A 20,366-nucleotide genomic window follows, 5' to 3' on the forward strand; every position below is an offset into this window, starting at 1 on the left:
CGTTGGCCCGGTCACGGTTAATCAGCGCGAGACGTTGATGCCGTACTCTGCGCCCGCGTCCAGCAGCCAGCGGAAGATGTAATCCGCAAAGCTGCGCCTGACCACCAGCTCCCAGCGCTCTTCATCGGGCCTGCGCAGCACCATCGGCGTGTTGGCGAAAACGGTCGTCACGCTTTTACCCGCCGGGAAATTAGCCGGATGCACGTCGTATACCGCCGATTTCATCAGCAGCGGTAGTACATTTTTGCCCGTTAGCGTGAACAGCGTCTGCCCGCCGCTGACGTTGACGATGGCGTAGTGCTCGTCCTGTAACTGCTCGCGCAGCTTGCGCTCTGTTTCAAACTCCTGGCCCTGCGGCACAATCAGCAGCCATTCGTCCGGCGTCAGCCACTGCACGCTGTAATCGCCTTTTTCCGTTAGCGACAGCGGCCTGGCTGGCAGCGACATATTCAGTACGCTGCGCAAAGCCTTATCCAGCGCGATAGCGCCGCCGCGTAATAGCAGATGACCGAGGAAAGCATGCTCGTGCAGCAGCACCGTGCTCTGCCTGTCCGTCTTCGGCAGGCCGACATGTTGATACGACCAGGCCAGAGGCGACTCTTTTGGCACCGCGCTGTCGGGATGCGACTGAAACATTTTGCAGGTTGGCTCAGGCATTCTGGCGTTCTCCTTTCGGGTCAACAAAAATGGTATCGACAATGGTGGCGGCGTTGAATTTCCCGTCGGAAGAGGCAAGCCATACTTTCTGCCCTTTGCGCTGATGGCCGCCCGTTACCACCGCCAGCGCGAAGCCGCCGTTGAGCGTCGGGCTGTAGTAGCTGGATGTCACATGCCCATACATCGGCATCGGGATAGCCTGGTGCGGGTCGAAAACTACCTGAGCGCCCTCTTCCAGCACCACCGAAGGATCTTCCGGCAGCAGGCCGACCAGCTGCTTACGATCTTCGCGCTGTGTATCGCTACGCTGATGGGCACGTTTACCAATCCAGGAGAAGGGTTTGTCGTTACCCACGCACCACTGCATACCCAGATCCATTGGTGTCATTGAGCCATCGGTATCCTGCCCGCCGATAATAAAGCCCTTCTCCGCGCGCAGAACGTGCATGGTTTCCGTGCCGTAAGGCGTCAGGCCATATTTTTCGCCGTGGCTGAACAATGTTTCCCATACGTGGCGGGCATAGTTCGCCTGCACGTTAATCTCCCAGGAAAGCTCGCCGGTAAAAGAGATACGGAATACGCGCGCGGGCACGCCAGCCACGTTGCCTTCCCGCCAGTCCATAAATTTAAACGCCTCTTTCGCCAGATCGATATCACACACTTCCGCCAGTAGCTGGCGAGACAGCGGGCCGGAGATCGACAGCGTCGCCCAGTGATCGGTAACTGAGTTGAAATAAACCTTCAGTTCCGGCCACTCCGTCTGGTGCCACAATTCCAGCCATTCCAGCACGGTCGCCGCGTTGCCGGTGCTGGTGGTCATCAGGAAATGGTTATCGCCCAGGCAGCTGGTGGTGCCGTCGTCGAATACCATGCCGTCATCGCGGCACATCAGGCCGTAACGCACGCGGCCCGGCGGCAGCTTCATCCATTTGTTGGTGTAAACACGCTCCAGAAACTCACGCGCGTCCGGTCCCTGAATATCGATTTTGCCCAGCGTGGAGGCATCCAGAATGCCCACACCTTCGCGCACCGCCCGACACTCTCTGGCGACGGCTTCATGCATGGTTTCGTTTTTGCCTGCCAGCGGGAAATACCACGGACGCTTCCACTGGCCGACATCTTCAAATTCCGCACCGAACTCAACGTGGCACTGATGTAGCGCGGTATAGCGCTCCGGCTGGAAAAGATCGTTACAGTGCCTGCCGGTAATCGCGCCGAAAGCGACCGGCGTGTAATTAGGCCGGAAGACCGTAGTGCCCACTTCGGGTATAGAGCGCCCCAGCACGCGGGCGGCAATCGCCATGCCGTTAATATTGCCCAGCTTGCCCTGATCGGTGCCAAAGCCCATTACCGTGTAGCGTTTGATATGCTCTATCGACTCAAAGCCTTCACGCGTAGCCAGCTCGATCGAGGCCGCCGTTACGTCATTCTGTAAATCGACAAACTGTTTCGGCGCACGCATTGTTGGCTTGCTGTGCGGCACCTGATAAAGCGCCATCGCTGCACCGTCGCGCCGCTGTTTAGCCTGCGGCAGCTTCACCGCCGTAATTTTGCCGCCGGTCTCTTCGGCCGCACGCAGTCCGGCATTGCCGCCTTCCTGAATCACGTCCGCCAGGCTGTAGCAGCCGTGCGCGCCACCTGCTGCAATCATCCCTTTCACCGAGCCAGGCACAAAACCAAAGATATCTTCACGCCAGACCGGGCGAGCACCGGTATGTGAAGAAAGGTGTATCGCCGGGCTGTAGCCGCCAGAGCTGGCGATGGTATCGCAGGCAAGCTTTGTAATCGGCCCGGTTACGCGAAAGCGTTCTGCATCGATTTCAGCAACCAGCGCACTTTGCACGCGCGCCGAGCCTGTAGCTTCAATAACCGCGCTGCCGGTGATAATACGAATGCCTTTCTGGCGGGCTTCTTTGACTAATTCGCCATCCGGATGAGGACGCGCATCGACAATCGCCACCACTTCGCGCCCGCTGTCGAACCAGTCCAGCGCGGTACGCCAGGCTTCGTCGTTGGTGGCGGAAAGCACCAGCTTCTGGCCTGGCACCACGCCGTAACGGCGGATATAAGTTGAAACGGCGCCAGCCAGGAAGTTACCGGGAATATCGTTGCCCGCGTAAACCAGAGGCCGCTCAAGAGCGCCGGTTGCCAGCACCACGCGCTTCGCCCTTACGCGATGCAGACGCTGACGGGCCTGACGATGGCCGTTAACTCGTGGTGCAACGATGCCCAAATGATCGGTACGGCGCTCCACCAGCGTCACGAAGTTGTGGTCGTGATAACCGTTAGCCGTGGTTCGCGGCAGCAGCTGCACGTTCGGCATGCCTTTTAATTGCCCCAGCGTTTCAGCTACCCACAGCTCTGCCGCCGCATCGTTCAGGGTTTCGCGGCTATCCAGCAGGCTGCCGCCCATTTCTTCCTGCTCGTCGGCGAGGATGACGCGCACGCCGCTTTGTCCGGCAGCCAGCGTGGCGGCCAGGCCTGCCGGGCCTGCACCGATAATCAGCACGTCGCAGTACTGGTTAAAATTGTCGTAAATATCGGGATCGGCTTCTTGCGGGCTACGGCCCAGCCCGGCCCCTTTGCGGATGTACTTTTCATAGGTCATCCACATCGAAGCGGGTCTTTTAAAGGTTTTGTAGTAGAAACCCGGCGGCATAAAGCGACCCAGCAGCTTGCCCGCTACGCCCATTGCATCGTGGCGCACGTTGGGCCAGCCGTTGGTGCTACGCGCCTCCAGTCCCTGATAAAGCGCCTGCTGCGTGGCGCGAATATTAGGGATCTGCTCCGCTTCTTTGCTGCCCAGCTGCACGATGGCGTTCGGCTCTTCCGCGCCCGCCGCAACGATGCCGCGAGGCCGGGAATATTTAAAGCTGCGGTTAACGATATCGATGCCGTTGGCCAGCAGCGCCGAGGCCAGCGTATCGCCTGCATAGCCTTCCAGTTCCTCGCCGTTAAAACGAAAAGTCAGTTTGCGGGCGCGGTCAACGCGTCCGCCAGCTTTAAGACGGTTAACCTGCTTCATGCCCGTTCTCCCACTTTCACTTTCAGGCTTTCCGGCTCTTCGGCGGTGCGTACCGGCAGCGGCAGCACTTGTGCATCCTTCAGGCCCGGCTGTTCGCCAACTTTGTAGGTTTCCAGAATTTCATAGGTCTGGGTATTACGCGCAATATTGAAAAATTTACGGCAGCCGCCATTGTGTACCCAAAGTTCATGGTGCAGGCCGCGCGGATTGTCGCGGAAAAAGAGGTATTCGCCCCATTCGTCATCGCTGCATTTTTCCGGTTCAGGCGGGCGAACAAGATGCGCCGGGCCTTTGGCATGAAACTCTTCTTCTTCACGATGCTCTTCGCACCACGGACAATAAATATGAAACATAGTCCTGCTCCTTTCTGCGGCTTAGTGGGCTACGGCGGCGGCGCCGTGTTCATCGACCAGCGCGCCGCTGTGGAAGCGCTCGATAGAGAACGGGGCGGCCAACGGATGCATTTCACGCTTCGCCAGGCTGGCGGCGAAAACGTGGGCCGAGCCCGGCGTCGCCTTGAAGCCACCGGTGCCCCAGCCGCAGTTAAAATAGAGGCCGTCAACGTTGGTTTTGGAAATGATCGGGCTGGCGTCCGGCGTGGTATCAACGATGCCGCCCCACTGGCGGTTCATACGCACGCGCGAGAAGGCCGGGAACATCTCGACGATGGCCTGTAAGGTATGCTCAATGATGGGATAGCTGCCACGCTGGCCGTAGCCGGTATAGCCATCAATGCCCGCGCCTATTACCAGGTCGCCTTTATCCGACTGGCTGACGTAGCCGTGCACGTGGTTGGACATCACCACAGTGTTAACTACCGGCTTCAGCGGCTCCGATACCAGCGCCTGGAGCGGATGCGACTCCAGCGGCAACCTCAGCCCGGCCATTTTCGCCAGCACGCCGGAGTTACCCGCCACCACGCAGCCCACGGTTTTGGCTTCGATATCGCCACGGCTGGTCTGTACGCCATAAATTTTGCCGTCGCGGATCTTCAGTCCGGTAACTTCCGTTTGTTGCAGAATATCCACGCCGTGCGCATCTGCACCGCGAGCGAAGCCCCAGGCGACAGCATCGTGACGGGCTACGCCGCCGCGCGGCTGCCACGAAGCACCCATAATGGGAAAGCGGGCGCGTGAAGAGCAGTCCAGCAGCGGTTCCAGATCCTGAACGCCGCGCGCATCCAGCACTTCGCCATCAATACCGTTCAGGCGGTTAGCGTTGACGCGGCGCTGGATATCGCGCATATCCTGCAAGGTATGCCCCAGATTGAGCACGCCGCGCTGGGAAAACATTACGTTGTAGTTCAGCTCCTGGGTTAAGCCTTCCCACAGCTTCATGGAGTGTTCAAACAGCGCCGCCGCCTCGTCCCACAGATAATTTGAGCGCACGATAGTGGTGTTACGCGCGGTATTGCCGCCGCCCAGCCACCCTTTTTCAATTACAGCCACGTTGCGGATGCCAAACTCTTTCGCCAGGTAATAGGCCGTGCCCAAACCGTGGCCGCCGCCACCAATAATGATGACGTCATAGGATTTTTTTGGCATCGGGTTGCGCCAGAGCTTTTGCCAGTTTTCGTGGTAGCTCAGCCCGTGGCTGAGCAGGCCGAAGCCGGAATAACGTTGCATGGTCTCTCCTTATGGACGAATCAGGCGAAAGCGGCTTTAGCGAGCGAGGTCTTATGGTATTCGCCGTAAACCGGATAGCGGGCGCAAAGCTCGGCGACGTTGAAACGCACCCAGGCTTCGATATTGGTGCTGTCTTCTTTTTTAGCTAAGGCATTCAGGATGTCGCAGATCCAGCCTGCCAGGTTTTCGCAATCTTTCTGGCCGAAACCGCGGGTAGTGACTGCTGGCGTGCCGATGCGCAGGCCGGAAGTCACAAAAGGACTTTGCGGATCGTTTGGCACGCTGTTCTTATTCACGGTGATATGCGCACGGCCCAGCGCCGCATCGGCCTCTTTACCGGTAATGCCTTTTTTAATCAGCGAGACCAGAAACAGATGGTTATCGGTGCCGCCGGAAACGATATCGAAGCCGCGCTCGATAAAGACTTTCGCCATGGTTTTCGCGTTATCAATTACCCGCGCCTGATAGTGGATAAAGTCCTGTTCCATCGCTTCACGGAAGGCCATCGCCTTGGCGGCGATAACATGCATCAGTGGGCCGCCCTGCTGGCCGGGGAAAACCGCGCTGTTGAGCTTTTTATAGAGCGATTCGTCGCCGAGAGCCGAGAGGATTAAACCACCACGCGGGCCGCGCAGCGTTTTGTGCGTGGTGCTGGTAACAACGTGTGCATGCGGCAGCGGGCTTGGGTAACAGCGCGCCGCCACCAGACCGGCTACGTGCGCCATATCCACCATCAGCCATGCACCCACGCTGTCCGCGATTTCGCGAAAGCGCTGCCAGTTAACCACGCGCGAATAGGCCGAGAAGCCTGCAACAATAAGTTTTGGCTGATGCTCCTGCGCCAGCCGCTCTACTTCGCGGTAATCGATTTCGCCGGTTTCGGGATCCAGCCCGTACTGCACGGCGTTATAGTGCTTGCCGGAAACGTTAGGCGCGGCCCCATGAGTTAAATGACCGCCGTGCGCCAGGCTCATGCCCAGGATGGTGTCGCCGGGCTTTAGCAGCGCCATAAATACCGCCGCGTTGGCCTGTGCGCCGGAATGGGGCTGCACGTTGGCGTAGTCAGCACCAAACAGCAGGCAGGCACGTTCGATCGCCAGCCGCTCTACCACGTCCACATGCTCGCAGCCGCCGTAATAGCGTTTGCCCGGATAGCCTTCGGCATATTTATTGGTCAACTGGCTGCCCTGCAAGGACATCACCTGGTTGCTGACGTAGTTTTCCGAGGCGATTAATTCAATATGCGCTTCCTGGCGCACCATTTCGTCAACTACGGCGGCAAACAGCTGCGGATCGACAGTATTTAAATCATTTGCGTTCATCTTTTCACCTTCAGGCGCAAGCAGTAAGGGCACAAGGCTTTAATGAAAATAAAGCCGGACGAAGCAGGCGGAATAAATAAGGGCGGCATTGTGAGGTAAATCACACTTTCTCAGGAGCACGTCCACCACCGCTTCAGAATAGCCAGCAGTGCGCGCAAGAAGCTTGAACGTTTGCGACAAAAAAGATGACATTTCTGCGACAAGCATTAAAAATCAAAGAGATAAAATTTTTTAATTTTTAAAAATATTTGTACGCAGGCTTTTGAGATATAAGCAAATATTATTGCTGAAGGAGATGATAAGGCCCGGGAATAATAAGGATGATACCGCGACTGTAATTAAATACGAGCCGCCTTATGTCATTACAAGATGCCAAAAACTGTTATTATTGCTCGCTGGCAATATGTAAAAAGAAAGGATCGACATGCTCCTGGGTGCCTTTACGCACGCCGGAAGGCGGATAGCCAAAAGCCTCGCGGAAATGCCGGGAAAAGTGCGCCGAATCTGCAAAGCCGCAGCGCTCGCCGATTTCGGTAACGCTTTTGGTGGTGTAGTGCAGCAGCCATAAGCCATAGCGCAGCCTGAGATCGCGGGCAAAGCGCTGCGGCCCGACGCCCAGCTCTTCCTGGAATTTGCGCTCCAGGTTCCGGCGCGAGGTATTCAGCCTTTTTGCCAGATCCTCAATGCCGATCGCTTCGCCCATATGCTGGGAGATAATATCGATCGCCCGCCGTACCAGCCGGTCTTCGACTTTTTCAAAAATCACCGGCTGCGGCTGGGGGTGCTCGCTGCGCCGCATCTCGTCTATCAGCATAATGTGCAGGCTTTTAATCGCCCAGGCGCGACCCAAATGGCGCTCGATCAGGTGCGCGGCAACATCCGCTGCGGCAATGCCGCCTGCGCAGGTGATCAGCTTGCCGTCATCGACAAACAAACGATCCGCCACGGGTGTAATCGCTGGAAAGCGCCGCGCCAGATCGCCGTGATGATACCAGCTAACGCAGCAGCGTCTGCCGTCCATCACGCCTGCCTGAATCAGGGCAAAAACGCCGGTACAGAGGCCCACCAGCGGCACGCCAAACTGCGCGGCCAGGCGAAGATAGTCGATAGCGCGGCGATCCAGCTTCTCTTTTTCGTCCTGCACCCCGCCAATCACCACGATATAGTCAAATTTTTCCGGATTGATCAGCGCCTCACACGGCGTGATCACCGCGCCGCAGCTCGACGTTGCCGGTTCGCCGTTGGGGGTCATAAACGTCCAGTGGCAGCGTAGCTGGCGGCTGCGATCGCCCTCATCCGCCGCCAGCCGCAGGCAGTCAACAAAAGCGGCGAAAGGCAGCAGCGTAAAACGGTGCAGCAGAATAAAACCGACCGAGAGCGGCGAGGCGGATTCCAGCGTGATGGCACGGGCGGACTTCATGGCGATAGGCATCCCAGGGGCAATATAAGAGGTTAATAGTTAGCGAATCACGTCGATTAAGGCAATGACTTTTGTAGGAGTGTTAACAGGGAATGCGGTGTGATGAAGCCGTGTTTACCGGCTACGGCCTCCGGTAAAGCTTTCAGCAAACGGCTCTGTAGGGTGCCTGAAGAACATGCCCGCCTTCAGGCTACACAACTCAACTTTTGGTAACGTCCGTATTCACCACATCATTACCATCGGAACCGCCGCCGATAATAATTTCATAGGTATGCGCGGCTAAAGCCCCGGCTTTGCCGGGACTCAGCCATAAGTAAAACTTAATCTTTCGTATTCATTGCCAGCATATGATATTTATTATTATTGAACTCAAAAAGACCCACATCTTCAAACTGATTACGGCGGTGGAAAGCGTAAGAACGGGGATTGAGTACATTCACGAAAGTCACCGTCTGACCAAACTTTTTCGCAAATACTTTTCGCTGAAAAGCCAATAATTTCTCGCCGATCCCCTGGCTCCTGTAGGCTGCGTCAATACAAATTGGGCCATACTGATAGGAAGAAACGGCTGAAATGCTTTCATTCCTGAACTGATAATTTTGCAAAATGTTTGCCATATAATCAAACATTGGCCAGGGTTTCAAAAATTGCCAGGAGGCACCCAACAACAGACCCACCATTTTTTGCTTCTCTTCATCATAAGCGACTACTACTCCACTTTCTTCATCGCTTAAATTCTTTAACTGCTGTTCGGTCATATCAGTTGTGACAAAACCGTTTGCGCGCTGTTCGGCAGCCAGATTTTTAACATGGTGGCGCTCCAGCAACTGTTTTACTTCCGCGATATCTTCGCTATTTGCCAGACGAACGGTAATTTTTACACTATTATCTTTCATCAACATTAACCCGCAAAATATTTAATCAACAAAGTTATCATCATAATACCTACTGAAATAAAAAGCACTTTCCTTATTATTTCACCATTGGTTTTTATAGCGTGTAAACTGCCAATATGGTTCCCCAACAGACTCGCTACGATCATTGGAATGCCAATGACATAAGCCATTTTACCAGCTACGGCAAAGGCCACAAAAGCGCCAATATTAGAGGAAAAGTTAAAGATTTTACTGGTTGCAGAGGCAGGTAAAAGACCAAATTTATTGATAACCGACAGCGCGATAATGAACAAGCTCCCCGTTCCTGGCCCGAAAAAACCATCATAAAACCCCACGGTAAAACAAACCATAAACACCTGTAAAGAAGATTTACTTGCAGACTCTTCTGAGGATTTTACTTTTCCTTTAATAGTAGCTGCCAGCAGGCCGACTGGCAAAAGAGCTACAATAACCAGAGACAAGGCTTCAGCAGGTAATAACAATATTACCTTTGCGCCTACATAAGCACCCACCAGCGCCGAGGCCAGGCCAGCCGGCACGACGCCCCAAATCACCGATTTATTTTTTATAAAGTTTTTTATGGCTGCGATTGTCCCTATGGTACTGACCAGCTTCTCCTGACCCAGCGCAATCTGCGGCGGCAGCCCGGTTAAGATAAAGGCGGGAATGAGAATCAGGCCGGCACCGCCTGCAATGGCATCGATGTAGCCCGCGACAAAAGAAGCAACGACCAATAAAACCAGGCCAATAAAAATATAATTAGCGATCAGGCTTCCCTCAGTAAAAAAAGAGGGTTCAAATAAATCCAACATTTTTTTATCCGTTAAATAGTACGTAGGTGGTGAAGGCAATTTTCTGGTTCCAGTAACTGACTGTCCAGAGGGCGTTCTGTTAACCCAAACACTCTTAACAACCACCTGTCTGTCCCATCATAACGTGGTTCAAAAGCATTTCGGGTATGCATGGTTCTCTGATTAAGAAAGGTAACTGCTTCACCGGGGTTGAGTGGCACATCAAACCAGAGACTGCGATCGAGCGTCAGATCACGCAGGTTTTTTAATGCCTTTTCAGCTTCAGAATTTATCCCCCGTGTATTATGCCAGTCAAAGCGGGAGTACCACCTGTTATTGTTGTGCACCAGGATCGGTACCCCGTCAACAGAACTGCCTTCTTCAAAACTGGCTGGCCGCTTAACGCTGTAAACAGGCTGAGCCAGCAAATATTTGTCACTATCTGAAACGAGATCTAAAACAGCGTCCAGCTTTAGAAGACTAGTTTTTACATTATCTTCTTTACGCAGGCAAAGCAGTGTTAATGTATCCGGACAAGGGCCTTTCCTGTGGGATATTTTCTCCCCTGCTATACATAAGTCGGGATTATCGACATGAGGATAAAAATCAAATTTCCCGCCCTGGGAACTGACTTTGTCTTCGGATTTAATCATTGGGCATACGTGCCGAATTAAGTGCCCATTATTTTCTCCCTGGTAAACCACCGGCCATAAACCCGCTTCAAAATGAGCGGATAACAATGCGCCATGTAAATCACTATTTTTTCTTTCAATATAATCCGCGTAGGAAGGGAGAACAGGCGTTTCCGTTAGTTCATCGGCCTTAAATTGCGGAAGAGACCACAGTACAAAACAGTCTCTGTTGAGTTTATTCTTAAATTCCTGACTACTCATTGGCAGAACATCACGTATGCGGTCTGCTTTGGTCAAAATTAATTCATTTTTCATTAATTGAGTTACCAACCTTTTTTCAAAAATAGAGCTGATTCAACCAAGACAAATGTATGTTTTAAGGCGACCGTATTTTTAACATATGATTAACCAAGCGCAAACTAATAAGTAATTTTTATGTATAATTTGGTTGGTTTACGTAAAAAATGATTTCTTTACAGTCAAAAATCCTTGTTTATAGCCTGGGCGCAAATTTTTTCTCTGGGGTTTTGCGGCCATAAACTGACCTTCAATGCTGGCAGTAAAAACAGTATCTCTTACTCTAATGTGCTGAACCGGATGGCGTTTTTCCGAGACCACAAATTATTTTGCTGAAGGTTAAGACATGACCTGTAAACGGTGCAGGACTGAATACGATCGGCCTGGAATTTGGTCTGCCCGCCGTCCGTTAACCGCATCTGAGGTTGCTTCCCAACGATGAATATCATTAAACTTAACACCCTTTATCGCCGCCAGGCTGCTATGGCTTTCCATTCAGCATTGAATCTGGCTCATCTTTGGGATAACGCGCTATGCCCGCAAAATCTACCGCCGCGCTGTCGCGCAGCGATCTTGCCGATTTGAACGCCTTTCGTATGGTGGAGCGGCTGCGCAGCTTTACCAAAGCCGCCGTGGAGCTGGGCATCACCACTTCTGCGCTGAGCCACGCCATCCGCAATCTGGAAACCCGGCTGGGCGTGCGGCTGCTTAATCGCACCAGCCGCACCGTTTTCCCTACCGAGGCCGGGGCCAGTCTGGCGCTGCGGCTGAACGTCGGCTTTCAGGAAATCGGCGATGCGCTGGACGAGATTAGCCGCATGCGCGATCGTCCGGCTGGTCGCCTGCGCCTTAATGTGCTGAGCGACGGCGCACGGCTGATAGTTGGCCGCTATCTGCCAAAGTTTCTCAGCAAATACCCGGAAGTCGAGGTAGAGGTCTGCGTGGATGACCGCATGGTCGATATCGTGGCGGAAGGCTTCGATGCCGGGATTCGTTTTGGCGGTACGGTGCCGCAAGATCTGGTCGCCGTGAAGCTGGGCGCGGAACTAAAATGGGTAGCCGTCGCCTCGCCGCGCTATCTTTATCATCGGGGCCAGCCCGCGCAGCCTGAAGATCTTCGCACGCATTCCTGTATTCGCATGCGCACCGGCCAGGGCGTGATTTATAAATGGGAGTTTCGCCAGGGCAACGACTACCGTGTTATCGACGTGCCGGGGCAAATCTGCGTTAGCGAAACCACGCTGGCGCTGGAGCTGGCGCTTGCCGGAACGGGTATCGCTTACTGTCTGGAAAACCGGGTAACCGAGCAGTTGCTGAATGGCTCTCTGCGCGTGGTGCTGCCCGACTGGTCGCCCGTTGAGCCAGCCATGTATCTTTACTATCCCGGCCATCGCCGGGTACCCCAGGGCCTGCGCGAGCTGATAGCGCTACTGCGCGAAGAGATAGCCGCGGATGCCTTACGCCTCAGCAAACCCGCATTAAGCCACACTACATCAGGCGCCCTCGCCTGATAGCAATTCGGCGGCTACAGGCTTTCGTCAATGTTATGGAGCGATAATGAGCACTTTTCCGCCGTCCCGTAAGCGGCCGCTTAAACTCAGCACTTCGGTCAGCCTGATGGTCGGCGCGGTGCTGGCAGCCGTACTGCTGATCGTACATCTTTTTTACTTTTTTCAGATCAGCCATATTACCCGCACCAGCGTTAAGGATACCGCGCTGGCCGTCGCCCGCACGCTGGCCGACTCCGCCGAAATCCAGCGCGGACTGCTGCTGCCGCCAGACCGCAATATTATTCAGCCGCTGACCCAGGCCGTGCAGCAGAGCAACCATCTGCTGTTTGTAGTGGTGACCGACATGCGCGGCATCCGCTACTCCCATCCCAATAAAAACGCTATCAGCCGCCACTTTATCGGCGAGGATTTGCAGCCCGCGCTGGCCGGACGTGAAAATGTTTCGGTGAACCGCGGTCAGCTTGCGCAGGCGCTACGGGTGTTTACGCCGGTTTATGACGCGCAGCAGCGGCAAATCGGCGTGGTGGCGGTCGGGATTTCATTAAGCGAAGTGGCGCAGCAGATCGCCCGCAGCCGCTGGTCGGTGCTCTGGACGGCGCTGTTCGGGATGCTGGCGGGCGCGATTGGCACTTATTGTCTGGTCAGGGCTTCCCGCCGTGTGCTCTCTGGCCTGGAGCCTTATGAGATTTCCATGCTGTTCGAGCAGCGCCAGGCGATGCTGCAATCGGTCAAAGAAGGCGTTATTGCGGTAGACGATCGGGCGCAGGTCACGCTGATCAACCGCGCCGCGCAGCAGCTTTTCACCGAAGCGCGCCATCCTCAGGATCAGGCGCCCGGCCCGCTAATCGCTAATCTGCGCGAGGTGCTGCAAAGCGGCACGCCACAGCGCGACAAAGAGCTGCACTTTAAGGGCCGTGTACTGCTCAGCAACACTATGCCAGTACGCAGCAAAGGCGTAACTATCGGCGCGGTCTGTACCTTCAGGGATAAAACCGAAGTCAGCCAGCTGGTGCAGCGGCTGGATGGCCTGGTCAACTATGTCGATGCGCTGCGCGAGCGCTCGCACGAATTTATGAACAAGCTGCATGTTATCCTGGGCCTGCTGCATATGAAAAACTACCAGCAGCTCGAAAGCTATATTCTCAAGACGGCCAACAGCTACCAGACGGAGATCGGCTCGCTGCTGCTGAAGATTAAGTCGCCGGTGATTGCCGGATTTCTGCTGAGCAAAATCGAGCGAGCCGCCGATCTGGGCCATCGGCTGATTATCAGCGAAGAGAGCCTGCTGCCCGACTGCGGCAGCGAAACCCAGTCAAGCGCGCTGATCACCGTGTTGGGCAACCTGATCGAAAACGCGCTGGATGCGGCGGAAGGCCAGCCCGGCGGCGAAATCAGCGTGCTGCTGCACTACCAGAACGGCTGGCTGGCCTGCGAGGTCAGCGACGACGGGCCGGGCATTCCGCCAGCGCGGCTGGATGCTATCTTTAACAAAGGCGTCTCCAGCAAAGGCGAAGATCGGGGCATGGGCTTATTTCTGGTAAAACAACAAACTGAAAGCCTTGGCGGGAAAATTATTGTAGAGTCCGAGCCCGGCGTTTATACGCAATTTTTAGTCCAGATGCCCTGGGATAGAGGAAACAAAAGCGCATGATTAACGTGTTAGTCGTCGACGATGACGCCATGGTCGCAGAGTTAAACCGCTGTTATATCGGCCAGCTGGAGGGATTTCACTGTACGGGCGTAGCCTCCACGCTGCAACAGGCAAAGGAGATGGCGCTGCACGGCGGCGTAGATCTGATCCTGCTGGATATCTATTTGCAGCAGGAGAGCGGCCTGGATCTGCTGCCCGCGCTGCGCCAGGCGAAGCAGGCTGTGGATGTGATTGTGATCTCCTCGGCTGCGGACGCCGATACCGTCAGGCAGTCGCTGCACTATGGGGTAGTCGATTATCTGATTAAGCCTTTCCAGTTTTCGCGCTTTGAAGAGGCGCTGACCGGCTGGCGTCGCCGCAAGGCGCTGATGGACAGCCAGCCCTGGTATCAGCAGGCCGATGTCGATCGGCTGATCCACGGCGATCAGGCCGCCTCGACCGACGGCAAGCGGCTGCCGAAAGGCTTAACGCCGCAGACGCTGCGCACGCTTTGCCAGTGGATAGACGCGCATCCGGCGGAAGAGTTCTCTACCGACGAGCTGGCCGCCGCCGTTAATATCTCGCGCGTCTCCTGCCGTAAATACCTGATCTGGCTGGCACAGTGCAATATCCTTTTTACCAGCATTCACTACGGCGCGACCGGCAGGCCGGTTTACCGCTACCGGCTACAGGCGGAATACAGCGAGCTGCTTAAGCAGTACTGTCAATAACCTGATAGCTTTCGTCCAGCAGCCGGAAAGGCTGCTGCGTCGCCAGCACCACCTGCTGCTTTCTGGTAACGAAAACGGCCTCAATTTGCGGATAGTCGGCTAGCAAAGCCAGGCCTTTTTCTACGCCCAGCCCGTAAAGCAGCGTGGTGAAAATATCGCCATCCAGCGAGCTGTCGGAGATCACGGTCACGCTCAGCAGCTCGTTATCCAGCGGATAGCCGGTTTGCGGATCGAGGATATGGTGATAGCAGCGGCCATCCAGCTCGAAATAGCGTTCATAAATGCCCGATGTCACCACGGATTTGTTGCTGACGGCTACCGTAGCGATTAACGCGCCCGGTTCACCAAAGGGTTTTTGCAGGCCTATCGCCCAGCTTGTTTCGCCCTCAGGCGCATCAAGCGTTTGCAGGTTGCCACCAAGGTTGATCAGGCCGCAGTAACAGCCCTGCTGATGCAGAAAATCCCTGACACGATCGGCGATATAGCCCTTGGCTATTGCTCCCAGGTCGATCTCCATTCCCGCTTCTGGCAAAAACACGGTGTGCTGTTGCTTATCCAGCTGCACAAGTTCAGGTCGGGTTAACGCCAGCAGCGCCTTCAGTTCGTGTGCTGGCGGGACGCTATCCCCTTTGAACCCGATTTTCCAGCGTTTAACCAGTGGCCCGATAGCGAAGTTAAAACAGCAGCCTGGCAACAGGCTCACTTCCCTGGCGCGCTCAATCAAGGCAAAAACCGAAGCGCTGACCGCGACGGGATGCTTGCCCGCCGCAGCGTTGATTGCCATAAGCTGTGAGCCTGCGCGGTTAACGGTGAACAGGTTTTCCTGCTGGCGAATCAGGCGAAACACATCATGCGCCAGCCGTTCATCATGCTGCGCCAGCTTCAGCAGGATCGGCGATCCCATCAGTACCGCCGAATAAGAACAGGGCTGCTGCATCTTTAACCTCGCTGGCTGACGTTAGTGATGCAGGGCGAAATCGGCTGCGTGACGGCCAGCAAGCGTACCGAAGATAATAATATCGGCGATGGCATTACCACCAATGCGGTTGCCGCCGTGAATGCCGCCCACCACTTCGCCCGCCGCCCAGGCACCAGCAATGACCTGCTGCTGCTCGTCCAGCACCGCCGTATCGCTGTTGATGGTGACGCCGCCCATTGTATGGTGCACGCCGGGCGCAACGCGGATCGCATAGAACGGCCCCTGGTTCAGCGGATGGCGCAGCGCGGTCTGGCGGCCAAAATCTTCATCCTGCTGTTTATCAACAAAGAGGTTGTAGCGCTCCAGCGTCGCCAGCAGCACATGCAGATCCATATTGAGTTTTATCGCCAGCTCCTGCGGCGAAGGCGCGCTGACCACAAAACCTTTGGCGAGGTATTCGTCAGCGGCCTTGTTGTTCAGCCTGACCTGCTCATCGAAAATCACCCAGGCGCTTTTCTCCGGCAGCGCGATAATATCGGCCGACACCTTGTCGCGGGTCGCCATTTCGTTGCAGAAGCGCTGGCCCGCCTGGCTGACCAGGATAGCGCCGCCGCCGCGAATAGCTTCTGAAATTAAGTAGGAAGTGGTTTGCTCTACGGTCGGGTGAATTTGGATTTCTTTCATATCCACCGTGCCGGCGCCGATTTTTTGCAGCAGCGCTATGCCGCTGCCGGTCGCACCTTTATGGTTAGTGGTGACAAAACCATCCAGCTCCGGCCGGTATTTAGTCACCATTTCGCGGTTGGCGCTAAAGCCACCGGTCGCGACGATCACGCTGCGGGCGTTGAGAATGCGGCTATCGTAGTATTCATCCACCACCTTCACGCCGGTCACTTTACCCTCGGCGAAAATAATTTCTTCAACGGTGGTTTCCAGCAGTACTTCGATTTCACGCTTGTTGATGTTTTTCACCAGGCCGCTGATTAAAAAGCCGCCTACTGCTGAACGGTCAGCCGGGCGATGGGTGCGATCTATGCTCATGCCGCCGGTGATGGTGATATCGTTCAGCTCTATATCTTTCGCCGCCAGCCATTCGATGGCTTCCGGCGCCAGCTCCACAAACTCTTTCAGCAGCACCGGATTGTTTTTGAAGTGGCCGCCCTTCAGGGTTTCTTCATAGAACAGCGTTTTGCTGTCCTTGATGCCTTTCAGCTTCTGGAAGCGGGTTTCGGCAGCGTTCATGCCGACCGAAGCCTTGATGGTGTTGCCGCCGATGGTGGGCATTTTTTCGATAATGGCCACGCGTGCGCCTTCATCATGCGCCTGAATGGCCGCCGCCAGGCCTGCGCCGCCGCTGCCGATCACCACTACATCATAGTTCTGCGGCGCCTGCGGATTGCCGCCCTCTTCTATCACCTGCTCTTTGCTGGAGGTAGCCAGCGCGCGCGAAACCGCTTTTTTCAGCGCCTCGCTTTGCGTCGTCGCGCCGGTGATGGCGTCCACATGCGGGCTGTTGGCGACCAGAATACGGTTACGCAGGTTTTCAAAGGTGGTGGTGAAATCCACATCCAGCGTGTCGTCCGGCACCAGCGTAATATCGGTAATGCGGTCGGTATCCAGCGCGACGTTGATTTTCAGCTTCAGCGCTTCCGCTTCGACTTTTTCCTGATAGACGCCAGCCTTGTATTTTCGGCCGGTCACGCTCATATCGCGGATCATCGCGTCCACCAGCGAGAAACGCCACAGCGGTTCCGGGATGTTTAGTTCTTCACGACGGTTGCTGTCGATGAAAAGTTCGAGCCGCTCGTTGCGGATAATACGGTCGGCCCAGTCGGGATAAGCGATGCAGGCTTTGCCGATGGCAACCAGATCGAAGCCGTGTTCCAGCGCGCTTTCAGCATCCGATTTATTGACTACGCCGCCGACGCCGATTACCGGGATCTTCGCCAGGGTCTCTGAACGCATCGCGCGGAATTTGGTGATTAACGGCGTGGGATCGCTGGTGTCGACGATGGATGGCCGCAGCAGCTGGCCCACCGAGAAATGCACATAGTCCAGACCGCGAGCGGCAAGCTTTTCCAGCAGATACATGGTGTCGTCAAAACGGATGCCGGGCACTTCCAGCTCTTCCGGCGAGAAGCGATAGCCGATAATAAAGGTATCATCAGCAAGCCGCCGGGCCATCTTATGCGTAATTTCCAGCACCGCCAGCGGGAAGCGCGTACGGTTTTCGCGACTGCCGCCCCACTGGTCGTCACGCTGGTTAGAATTAGGCGAATAGAACTGTTGGATCAGGTAGGTGTTGGCGCCGTGCAGTTCCACACCGTCGAAGCCAGCCTTAATAGCGCGGTTTACCGCATCGCCAAATTTGGTGATCATCACCTCGACTTCTTCGCCCGTCAGCGCCTGCGGCGTGGTAGCGCCTTCACGCGGTGCAGCGATGGCGCTGGGCGCTACCGGCGTTTTGCCGCCGATCAGCTCCGGCTCGACCATGCGGCCGCCGTGATAAATTTGCAGGATCGCCTGCGAACCTTTTGATTTGATAGCGCTGGCGATACGTGCCAGACCGGCGATTTTATTGTCGTTATCAATGCCGATCGCGCCGGGAAAAGCGGGGCCTTTAGGGTCGATAAAACAGCACTCCACGATCACCGCACCCAGGCTGCCAGCGCGGTCGCGATAATATTCCACCAGTTCGCTGGTAACGGTGCCGTCGTAAAATCCTGTGCAGGTGGTCATCGGCGCCATTACCAGCCGGTTTTTTAATACGGCGCCGTTCGGCAGCGTCAATGGATTGAGGATCGGGGTGAGCGTGTTCATTATTATCGACTCCAAAATTAGAAATTTTTGAACCGTGCTGCATAAGAAACATCATGAAGTAATTAACGGGCACTGCTTTATGGAATGAATATAACAATTTTAATTTTATAATTTCAGTTAATTTAGTTATTAAACTTTTTAAATTATCGCGGTTAATTACGGCATTATAAGGATTATCTCTTACTATTGATTGTTACCCATAAGTTAAGCAAAAGCAAATACTCATCAGGGCCTGATAATTAAACCATTTAAAACAGATAGTTATAATTAGTGCCAGTTATTTCAGGAAATAAAAATGCAACACCAGAAGCGTAAAATGTGTAACATTTTTACAGAGTGAGTTTGGGAAAGTGAATTACCTGAAAAAAGAGAATTTTTTCTGGAAATATTTATTGATCCAGATCAATATTATTATTCAGGGCGACCTGCATCATCTTCACAGTTCCTTAATGGCATGTTAAAAACTTGTTTAAAAAGGTCATCCTGTCGCCAGGGCCACGGTCAATTAGCCAGGCTGAGAACCGGCCAAATAAAGGCGGCATTTAACCGGGGCATTCAATTTATTTCCGACAACTTGCAGACCATCACTATGAAACTTAAATCAACGCCGAGTGACTCTCCCGCCTCGTCGGGATCCAAAAAACATCTGGTTATGCTTTTCCTCCCCGTGCTGGTCACGGTACTGCTTCTGTTGACGCCGGTTCCCGGCGGACTGGAGCCTTATGCCTGGCGCTTTTTCGCCGTGTTCGTCGGCGTGATTGTCGGCCTGATCTTCGAGCCACTGCCCGGCGCGGTGATCGGCCTGACCGGCGTCGTGGTCATCGCGCTGTTCAGCCACTGGCTGCTGTTCAGTCCGGCAGAGCTGGCCGACCCGAAATTCAAAGCCGCCACGCAATCTTTTAAGTGGGCGGTCAGCGGCTTCGGCAACTCTACGGTCTGGCTGATTTTCGGCGCCTTTATGTTCGCTGCCGGCTATGACAAAACGCAGTTTGGCCGCCGGCTGGCGCTGATCCTGGTGAAGTATCTTGGCCGCCGCAGCCTGACGCTGGGCTATGCCATCACCTTCGCCGATCTGCTGCTGGCCCCTTTTACCCCTTCCAATACGGCGCGCAGCGGCGGCACCATCTATCCGATTATCGCCAACCTGCCGCCGCTGTACGGCTCGAAACCGAACGACCCCAGCGCGCGTAAAATCGGCTCCTACCTGATGTGGGTAGCGATTACCGCCGCCTGTATTACCAGCTCGATGTTCCTGTCGGCGCTGGCGCCGAACCTGCTGGCGCTGGCGCTGGTAAAAAACATCATTGGCTTCGATATCTCGTGGGGAAGCTGGTTCCTCGCCTTCCTGCCGCTGGGCGTGCTCCTGATCCTGACCATGCCTCTGCTGGCCTACTGGTTCTATCCGCCAGAGGTGAAAATCAATGATGAGGTGCCGCGCTGGGCAAAAAGCGAGCTGGAGAAACTGGGCAAGCTTTCGCGCAACGAGATCCTGCTGCTGATCTTTGTCTGCTGCGCGCTGCTAATGTGGATCTTCGCCGCCAGCTGGATAGAACCGGCGCTGGCCGCGCTGCTGGTAGTGGTGCTGATGCTGTGGACGGGCGTGCTGAACTGGAACGATATCACCAGCAATAAACCCGCCTGGAACACCTTTGCCTGGTTCGCCACTCTGGTGGCGCTGGCGGATGGCCTGGCGCGCGTCGGCTTTATCGCCTGGCTGGGCAAAGAAGGCGGCCAGCTGCTGACAGGTATCGATCCGCAGGTGGCCGCCGTGATGCTGCTGGTGGCATTCTTCCTGCTGCATTACCTGTTTGCCAGCACCACTGCGCATACCACCGCGCTGCTGCCAGCCATGCTGACTATCGCCGCCGCTATTCCCGGCATCAATATGCCGGTCTACTGCCTGATGATGGTGACGTCGCTGGGCGTGATGGGGATTATCACCCCGTACGGCACCGGCCCCAGCCCGATTTACTACGGCAGCGGCTATCTGCCAACCAAAGATTACTGGCGTCTTGGCACCATTTTCGGTGCCATCTTCCTCGGCGGCATGATGCTGATCGCCTATCCGTGGATGGTAATGATGTTCTGAT

General features: G+C 55.2%; 15 protein-coding genes. 4 read left to right on the top strand and 11 right to left on the bottom strand.

The window, feature by feature from the left end:
• Positions 1–21: 21 nt before the first annotated feature.
• The 9 genes from ACETPC_RS09715 to ACETPC_RS09755 form a co-directional block, all read right to left on the bottom strand.
• Complete coding sequence (locus tag ACETPC_RS09715) at positions 22–657, bottom strand: sarcosine oxidase subunit gamma (RefSeq protein ID WP_380180808.1); 636 nt, start codon at positions 655–657, stop codon at positions 22–24.
• Complete coding sequence (locus ACETPC_RS09720) at positions 650–3,682, bottom strand: sarcosine oxidase subunit alpha family protein (protein WP_380180810.1); 3,033 nt, start codon at positions 3,680–3,682, stop codon at positions 650–652. Before ACETPC_RS09720 ends, ACETPC_RS09715 begins: the two co-directional genes overlap by 8 nt.
• Positions 3,679–4,035, bottom strand: a complete 357-nt coding sequence (locus tag ACETPC_RS09725; RefSeq protein ID WP_380180812.1) for a sarcosine oxidase subunit delta — start codon at positions 4,033–4,035, stop codon at positions 3,679–3,681. The genes ACETPC_RS09720 and ACETPC_RS09725 overlap by 4 nt, the downstream gene beginning before the upstream one ends.
• Positions 4,036–4,056: 21 nt before the next feature.
• Positions 4,057–5,307 (bottom strand): sarcosine oxidase subunit beta family protein, encoded by a 1,251-nt coding sequence (locus ACETPC_RS09730; RefSeq protein ID WP_380180813.1) that lies wholly within the window; start codon positions 5,305–5,307, stop codon positions 4,057–4,059.
• 20 nt (positions 5,308–5,327) lie between these two features.
• Positions 5,328–6,629, bottom strand: coding sequence for a serine hydroxymethyltransferase (glyA, locus tag ACETPC_RS09735; RefSeq protein ID WP_380180815.1), 1,302 nt, complete (start codon positions 6,627–6,629; stop codon positions 5,328–5,330).
• A gap of 385 nt (positions 6,630–7,014) precedes the next feature.
• Positions 7,015–8,049 carry a GlxA family transcriptional regulator gene (locus tag ACETPC_RS09740; RefSeq protein WP_380180817.1) on the bottom strand — a complete coding sequence of 345 codons (1,035 nt, stop codon included), beginning with the start codon at positions 8,047–8,049 and terminating at the stop codon, positions 7,015–7,017.
• A 320-nt stretch (positions 8,050–8,369) separates the two neighbouring features.
• Positions 8,370–8,945 (bottom strand): GNAT family N-acetyltransferase, encoded by a 576-nt coding sequence (locus tag ACETPC_RS09745; protein WP_380180819.1) that lies wholly within the window; start codon positions 8,943–8,945, stop codon positions 8,370–8,372.
• Positions 8,946–8,950: 5 nt separating this feature from the next.
• Positions 8,951–9,757 (bottom strand): sulfite exporter TauE/SafE family protein, encoded by an 807-nt coding sequence (locus ACETPC_RS09750; RefSeq protein ID WP_380180821.1) that lies wholly within the window; start codon positions 9,755–9,757, stop codon positions 8,951–8,953.
• Positions 9,758–9,768: 11 nt separating this feature from the next.
• Positions 9,769–10,683 (bottom strand): TauD/TfdA family dioxygenase, encoded by a 915-nt coding sequence (locus ACETPC_RS09755; protein ID WP_380180823.1) that lies wholly within the window; start codon positions 10,681–10,683, stop codon positions 9,769–9,771.
• A gap of 515 nt (positions 10,684–11,198) precedes the next feature.
• On the opposite strand from ACETPC_RS09755, the gene ACETPC_RS09760 reads away from it, so the two are divergent.
• From ACETPC_RS09760 to dcuR, 3 genes are read left to right on the top strand one after another with little or no spacing between them, the layout of a single operon-like run.
• Positions 11,199–12,176, top strand: coding sequence for a LysR family transcriptional regulator (locus ACETPC_RS09760; RefSeq protein WP_380180825.1), 978 nt, complete (start codon positions 11,199–11,201; stop codon positions 12,174–12,176).
• 46 nt (positions 12,177–12,222) lie between these two features.
• Positions 12,223–13,827 (top strand): sensor histidine kinase, encoded by a 1,605-nt coding sequence (locus ACETPC_RS09765; RefSeq protein WP_380180827.1) that lies wholly within the window; start codon positions 12,223–12,225, stop codon positions 13,825–13,827.
• Positions 13,824–14,537 carry a two-component system response regulator DcuR gene (gene dcuR / locus ACETPC_RS09770; protein WP_380180829.1) on the top strand — a complete coding sequence of 238 codons (714 nt, stop codon included), beginning with the start codon at positions 13,824–13,826 and terminating at the stop codon, positions 14,535–14,537. Before ACETPC_RS09765 ends, dcuR begins: the two co-directional genes overlap by 4 nt.
• Here dcuR and ACETPC_RS09775 read toward each other — a convergent pair.
• Both ACETPC_RS09775 and ACETPC_RS09780 read right to left on the bottom strand, forming a co-directional pair.
• Entirely contained in the window at positions 14,518–15,474 is a 957-nt protein-coding gene (locus tag ACETPC_RS09775; RefSeq protein ID WP_380180831.1) for an FAD:protein FMN transferase, read from the bottom strand. The genes dcuR and ACETPC_RS09775 overlap by 20 nt on opposite strands.
• Before the next feature lie 21 nt (positions 15,475–15,495).
• Complete coding sequence (locus ACETPC_RS09780; protein WP_380180833.1) at positions 15,496–18,276, bottom strand: flavocytochrome c; 2,781 nt, start codon at positions 18,274–18,276, stop codon at positions 15,496–15,498.
• 589 nt (positions 18,277–18,865) lie between these two features.
• On the opposite strand from ACETPC_RS09780, the gene ACETPC_RS09785 reads away from it, so the two are divergent.
• The gene (locus ACETPC_RS09785; RefSeq protein WP_380180835.1) at positions 18,866–20,365 is read left to right on the top strand and encodes an anion permease; all 1,500 of its coding nucleotides are present in this window, start codon (positions 18,866–18,868) and stop codon (positions 20,363–20,365) included.
• The last annotated feature ends 1 nt before the right edge of the window (position 20,366 follow it).

Source organism: Pantoea sp. sgz302252 (genome assembly GCF_042610525.1).
In the GTDB taxonomy this organism is placed as follows: domain Bacteria; phylum Pseudomonadota; class Gammaproteobacteria; order Enterobacterales; family Enterobacteriaceae; genus Erwinia.

Bases quoted from the DNA above. Each gene is read 5' to 3' on its own strand.
- ACETPC_RS09715 (WP_380180808.1), bottom strand. From the start codon at position 657: ATGCCTGAGCCAACCTGCAAAATGTTTCAGTCGCATCCCGACAGCGCG.
- ACETPC_RS09720 (WP_380180810.1), bottom strand. From the start codon at position 3,682: ATGAAGCAGGTTAACCGTCTTAAAGCTGGCGGACGCGTTGACCGCGCC.
- ACETPC_RS09725 (WP_380180812.1), bottom strand. From the start codon at position 4,035: ATGTTTCATATTTATTGTCCGTGGTGCGAAGAGCATCGTGAAGAAGAA.
- ACETPC_RS09730 (WP_380180813.1), bottom strand. From the start codon at position 5,307: ATGCAACGTTATTCCGGCTTCGGCCTGCTCAGCCACGGGCTGAGCTAC.
- glyA (WP_380180815.1), bottom strand. From the start codon at position 6,629: ATGAACGCAAATGATTTAAATACTGTCGATCCGCAGCTGTTTGCCGCC.
- ACETPC_RS09740 (WP_380180817.1), bottom strand. From the start codon at position 8,049: ATGAAGTCCGCCCGTGCCATCACGCTGGAATCCGCCTCGCCGCTCTCG.
- ACETPC_RS09745 (WP_380180819.1), bottom strand. From the start codon at position 8,945: ATGAAAGATAATAGTGTAAAAATTACCGTTCGTCTGGCAAATAGCGAA.
- ACETPC_RS09750 (WP_380180821.1), bottom strand. From the start codon at position 9,757: ATGTTGGATTTATTTGAACCCTCTTTTTTTACTGAGGGAAGCCTGATC.
- ACETPC_RS09755 (WP_380180823.1), bottom strand. From the start codon at position 10,683: ATGAAAAATGAATTAATTTTGACCAAAGCAGACCGCATACGTGATGTT.
- ACETPC_RS09760 (WP_380180825.1), top strand. From the start codon at position 11,199: ATGCCCGCAAAATCTACCGCCGCGCTGTCGCGCAGCGATCTTGCCGAT.
- ACETPC_RS09765 (WP_380180827.1), top strand. From the start codon at position 12,223: ATGAGCACTTTTCCGCCGTCCCGTAAGCGGCCGCTTAAACTCAGCACT.
- dcuR (WP_380180829.1), top strand. From the start codon at position 13,824: ATGATTAACGTGTTAGTCGTCGACGATGACGCCATGGTCGCAGAGTTA.
- ACETPC_RS09775 (WP_380180831.1), bottom strand. From the start codon at position 15,474: ATGCAGCAGCCCTGTTCTTATTCGGCGGTACTGATGGGATCGCCGATC.
- ACETPC_RS09780 (WP_380180833.1), bottom strand. From the start codon at position 18,276: ATGAACACGCTCACCCCGATCCTCAATCCATTGACGCTGCCGAACGGC.
- ACETPC_RS09785 (WP_380180835.1), top strand. From the start codon at position 18,866: ATGAAACTTAAATCAACGCCGAGTGACTCTCCCGCCTCGTCGGGATCC.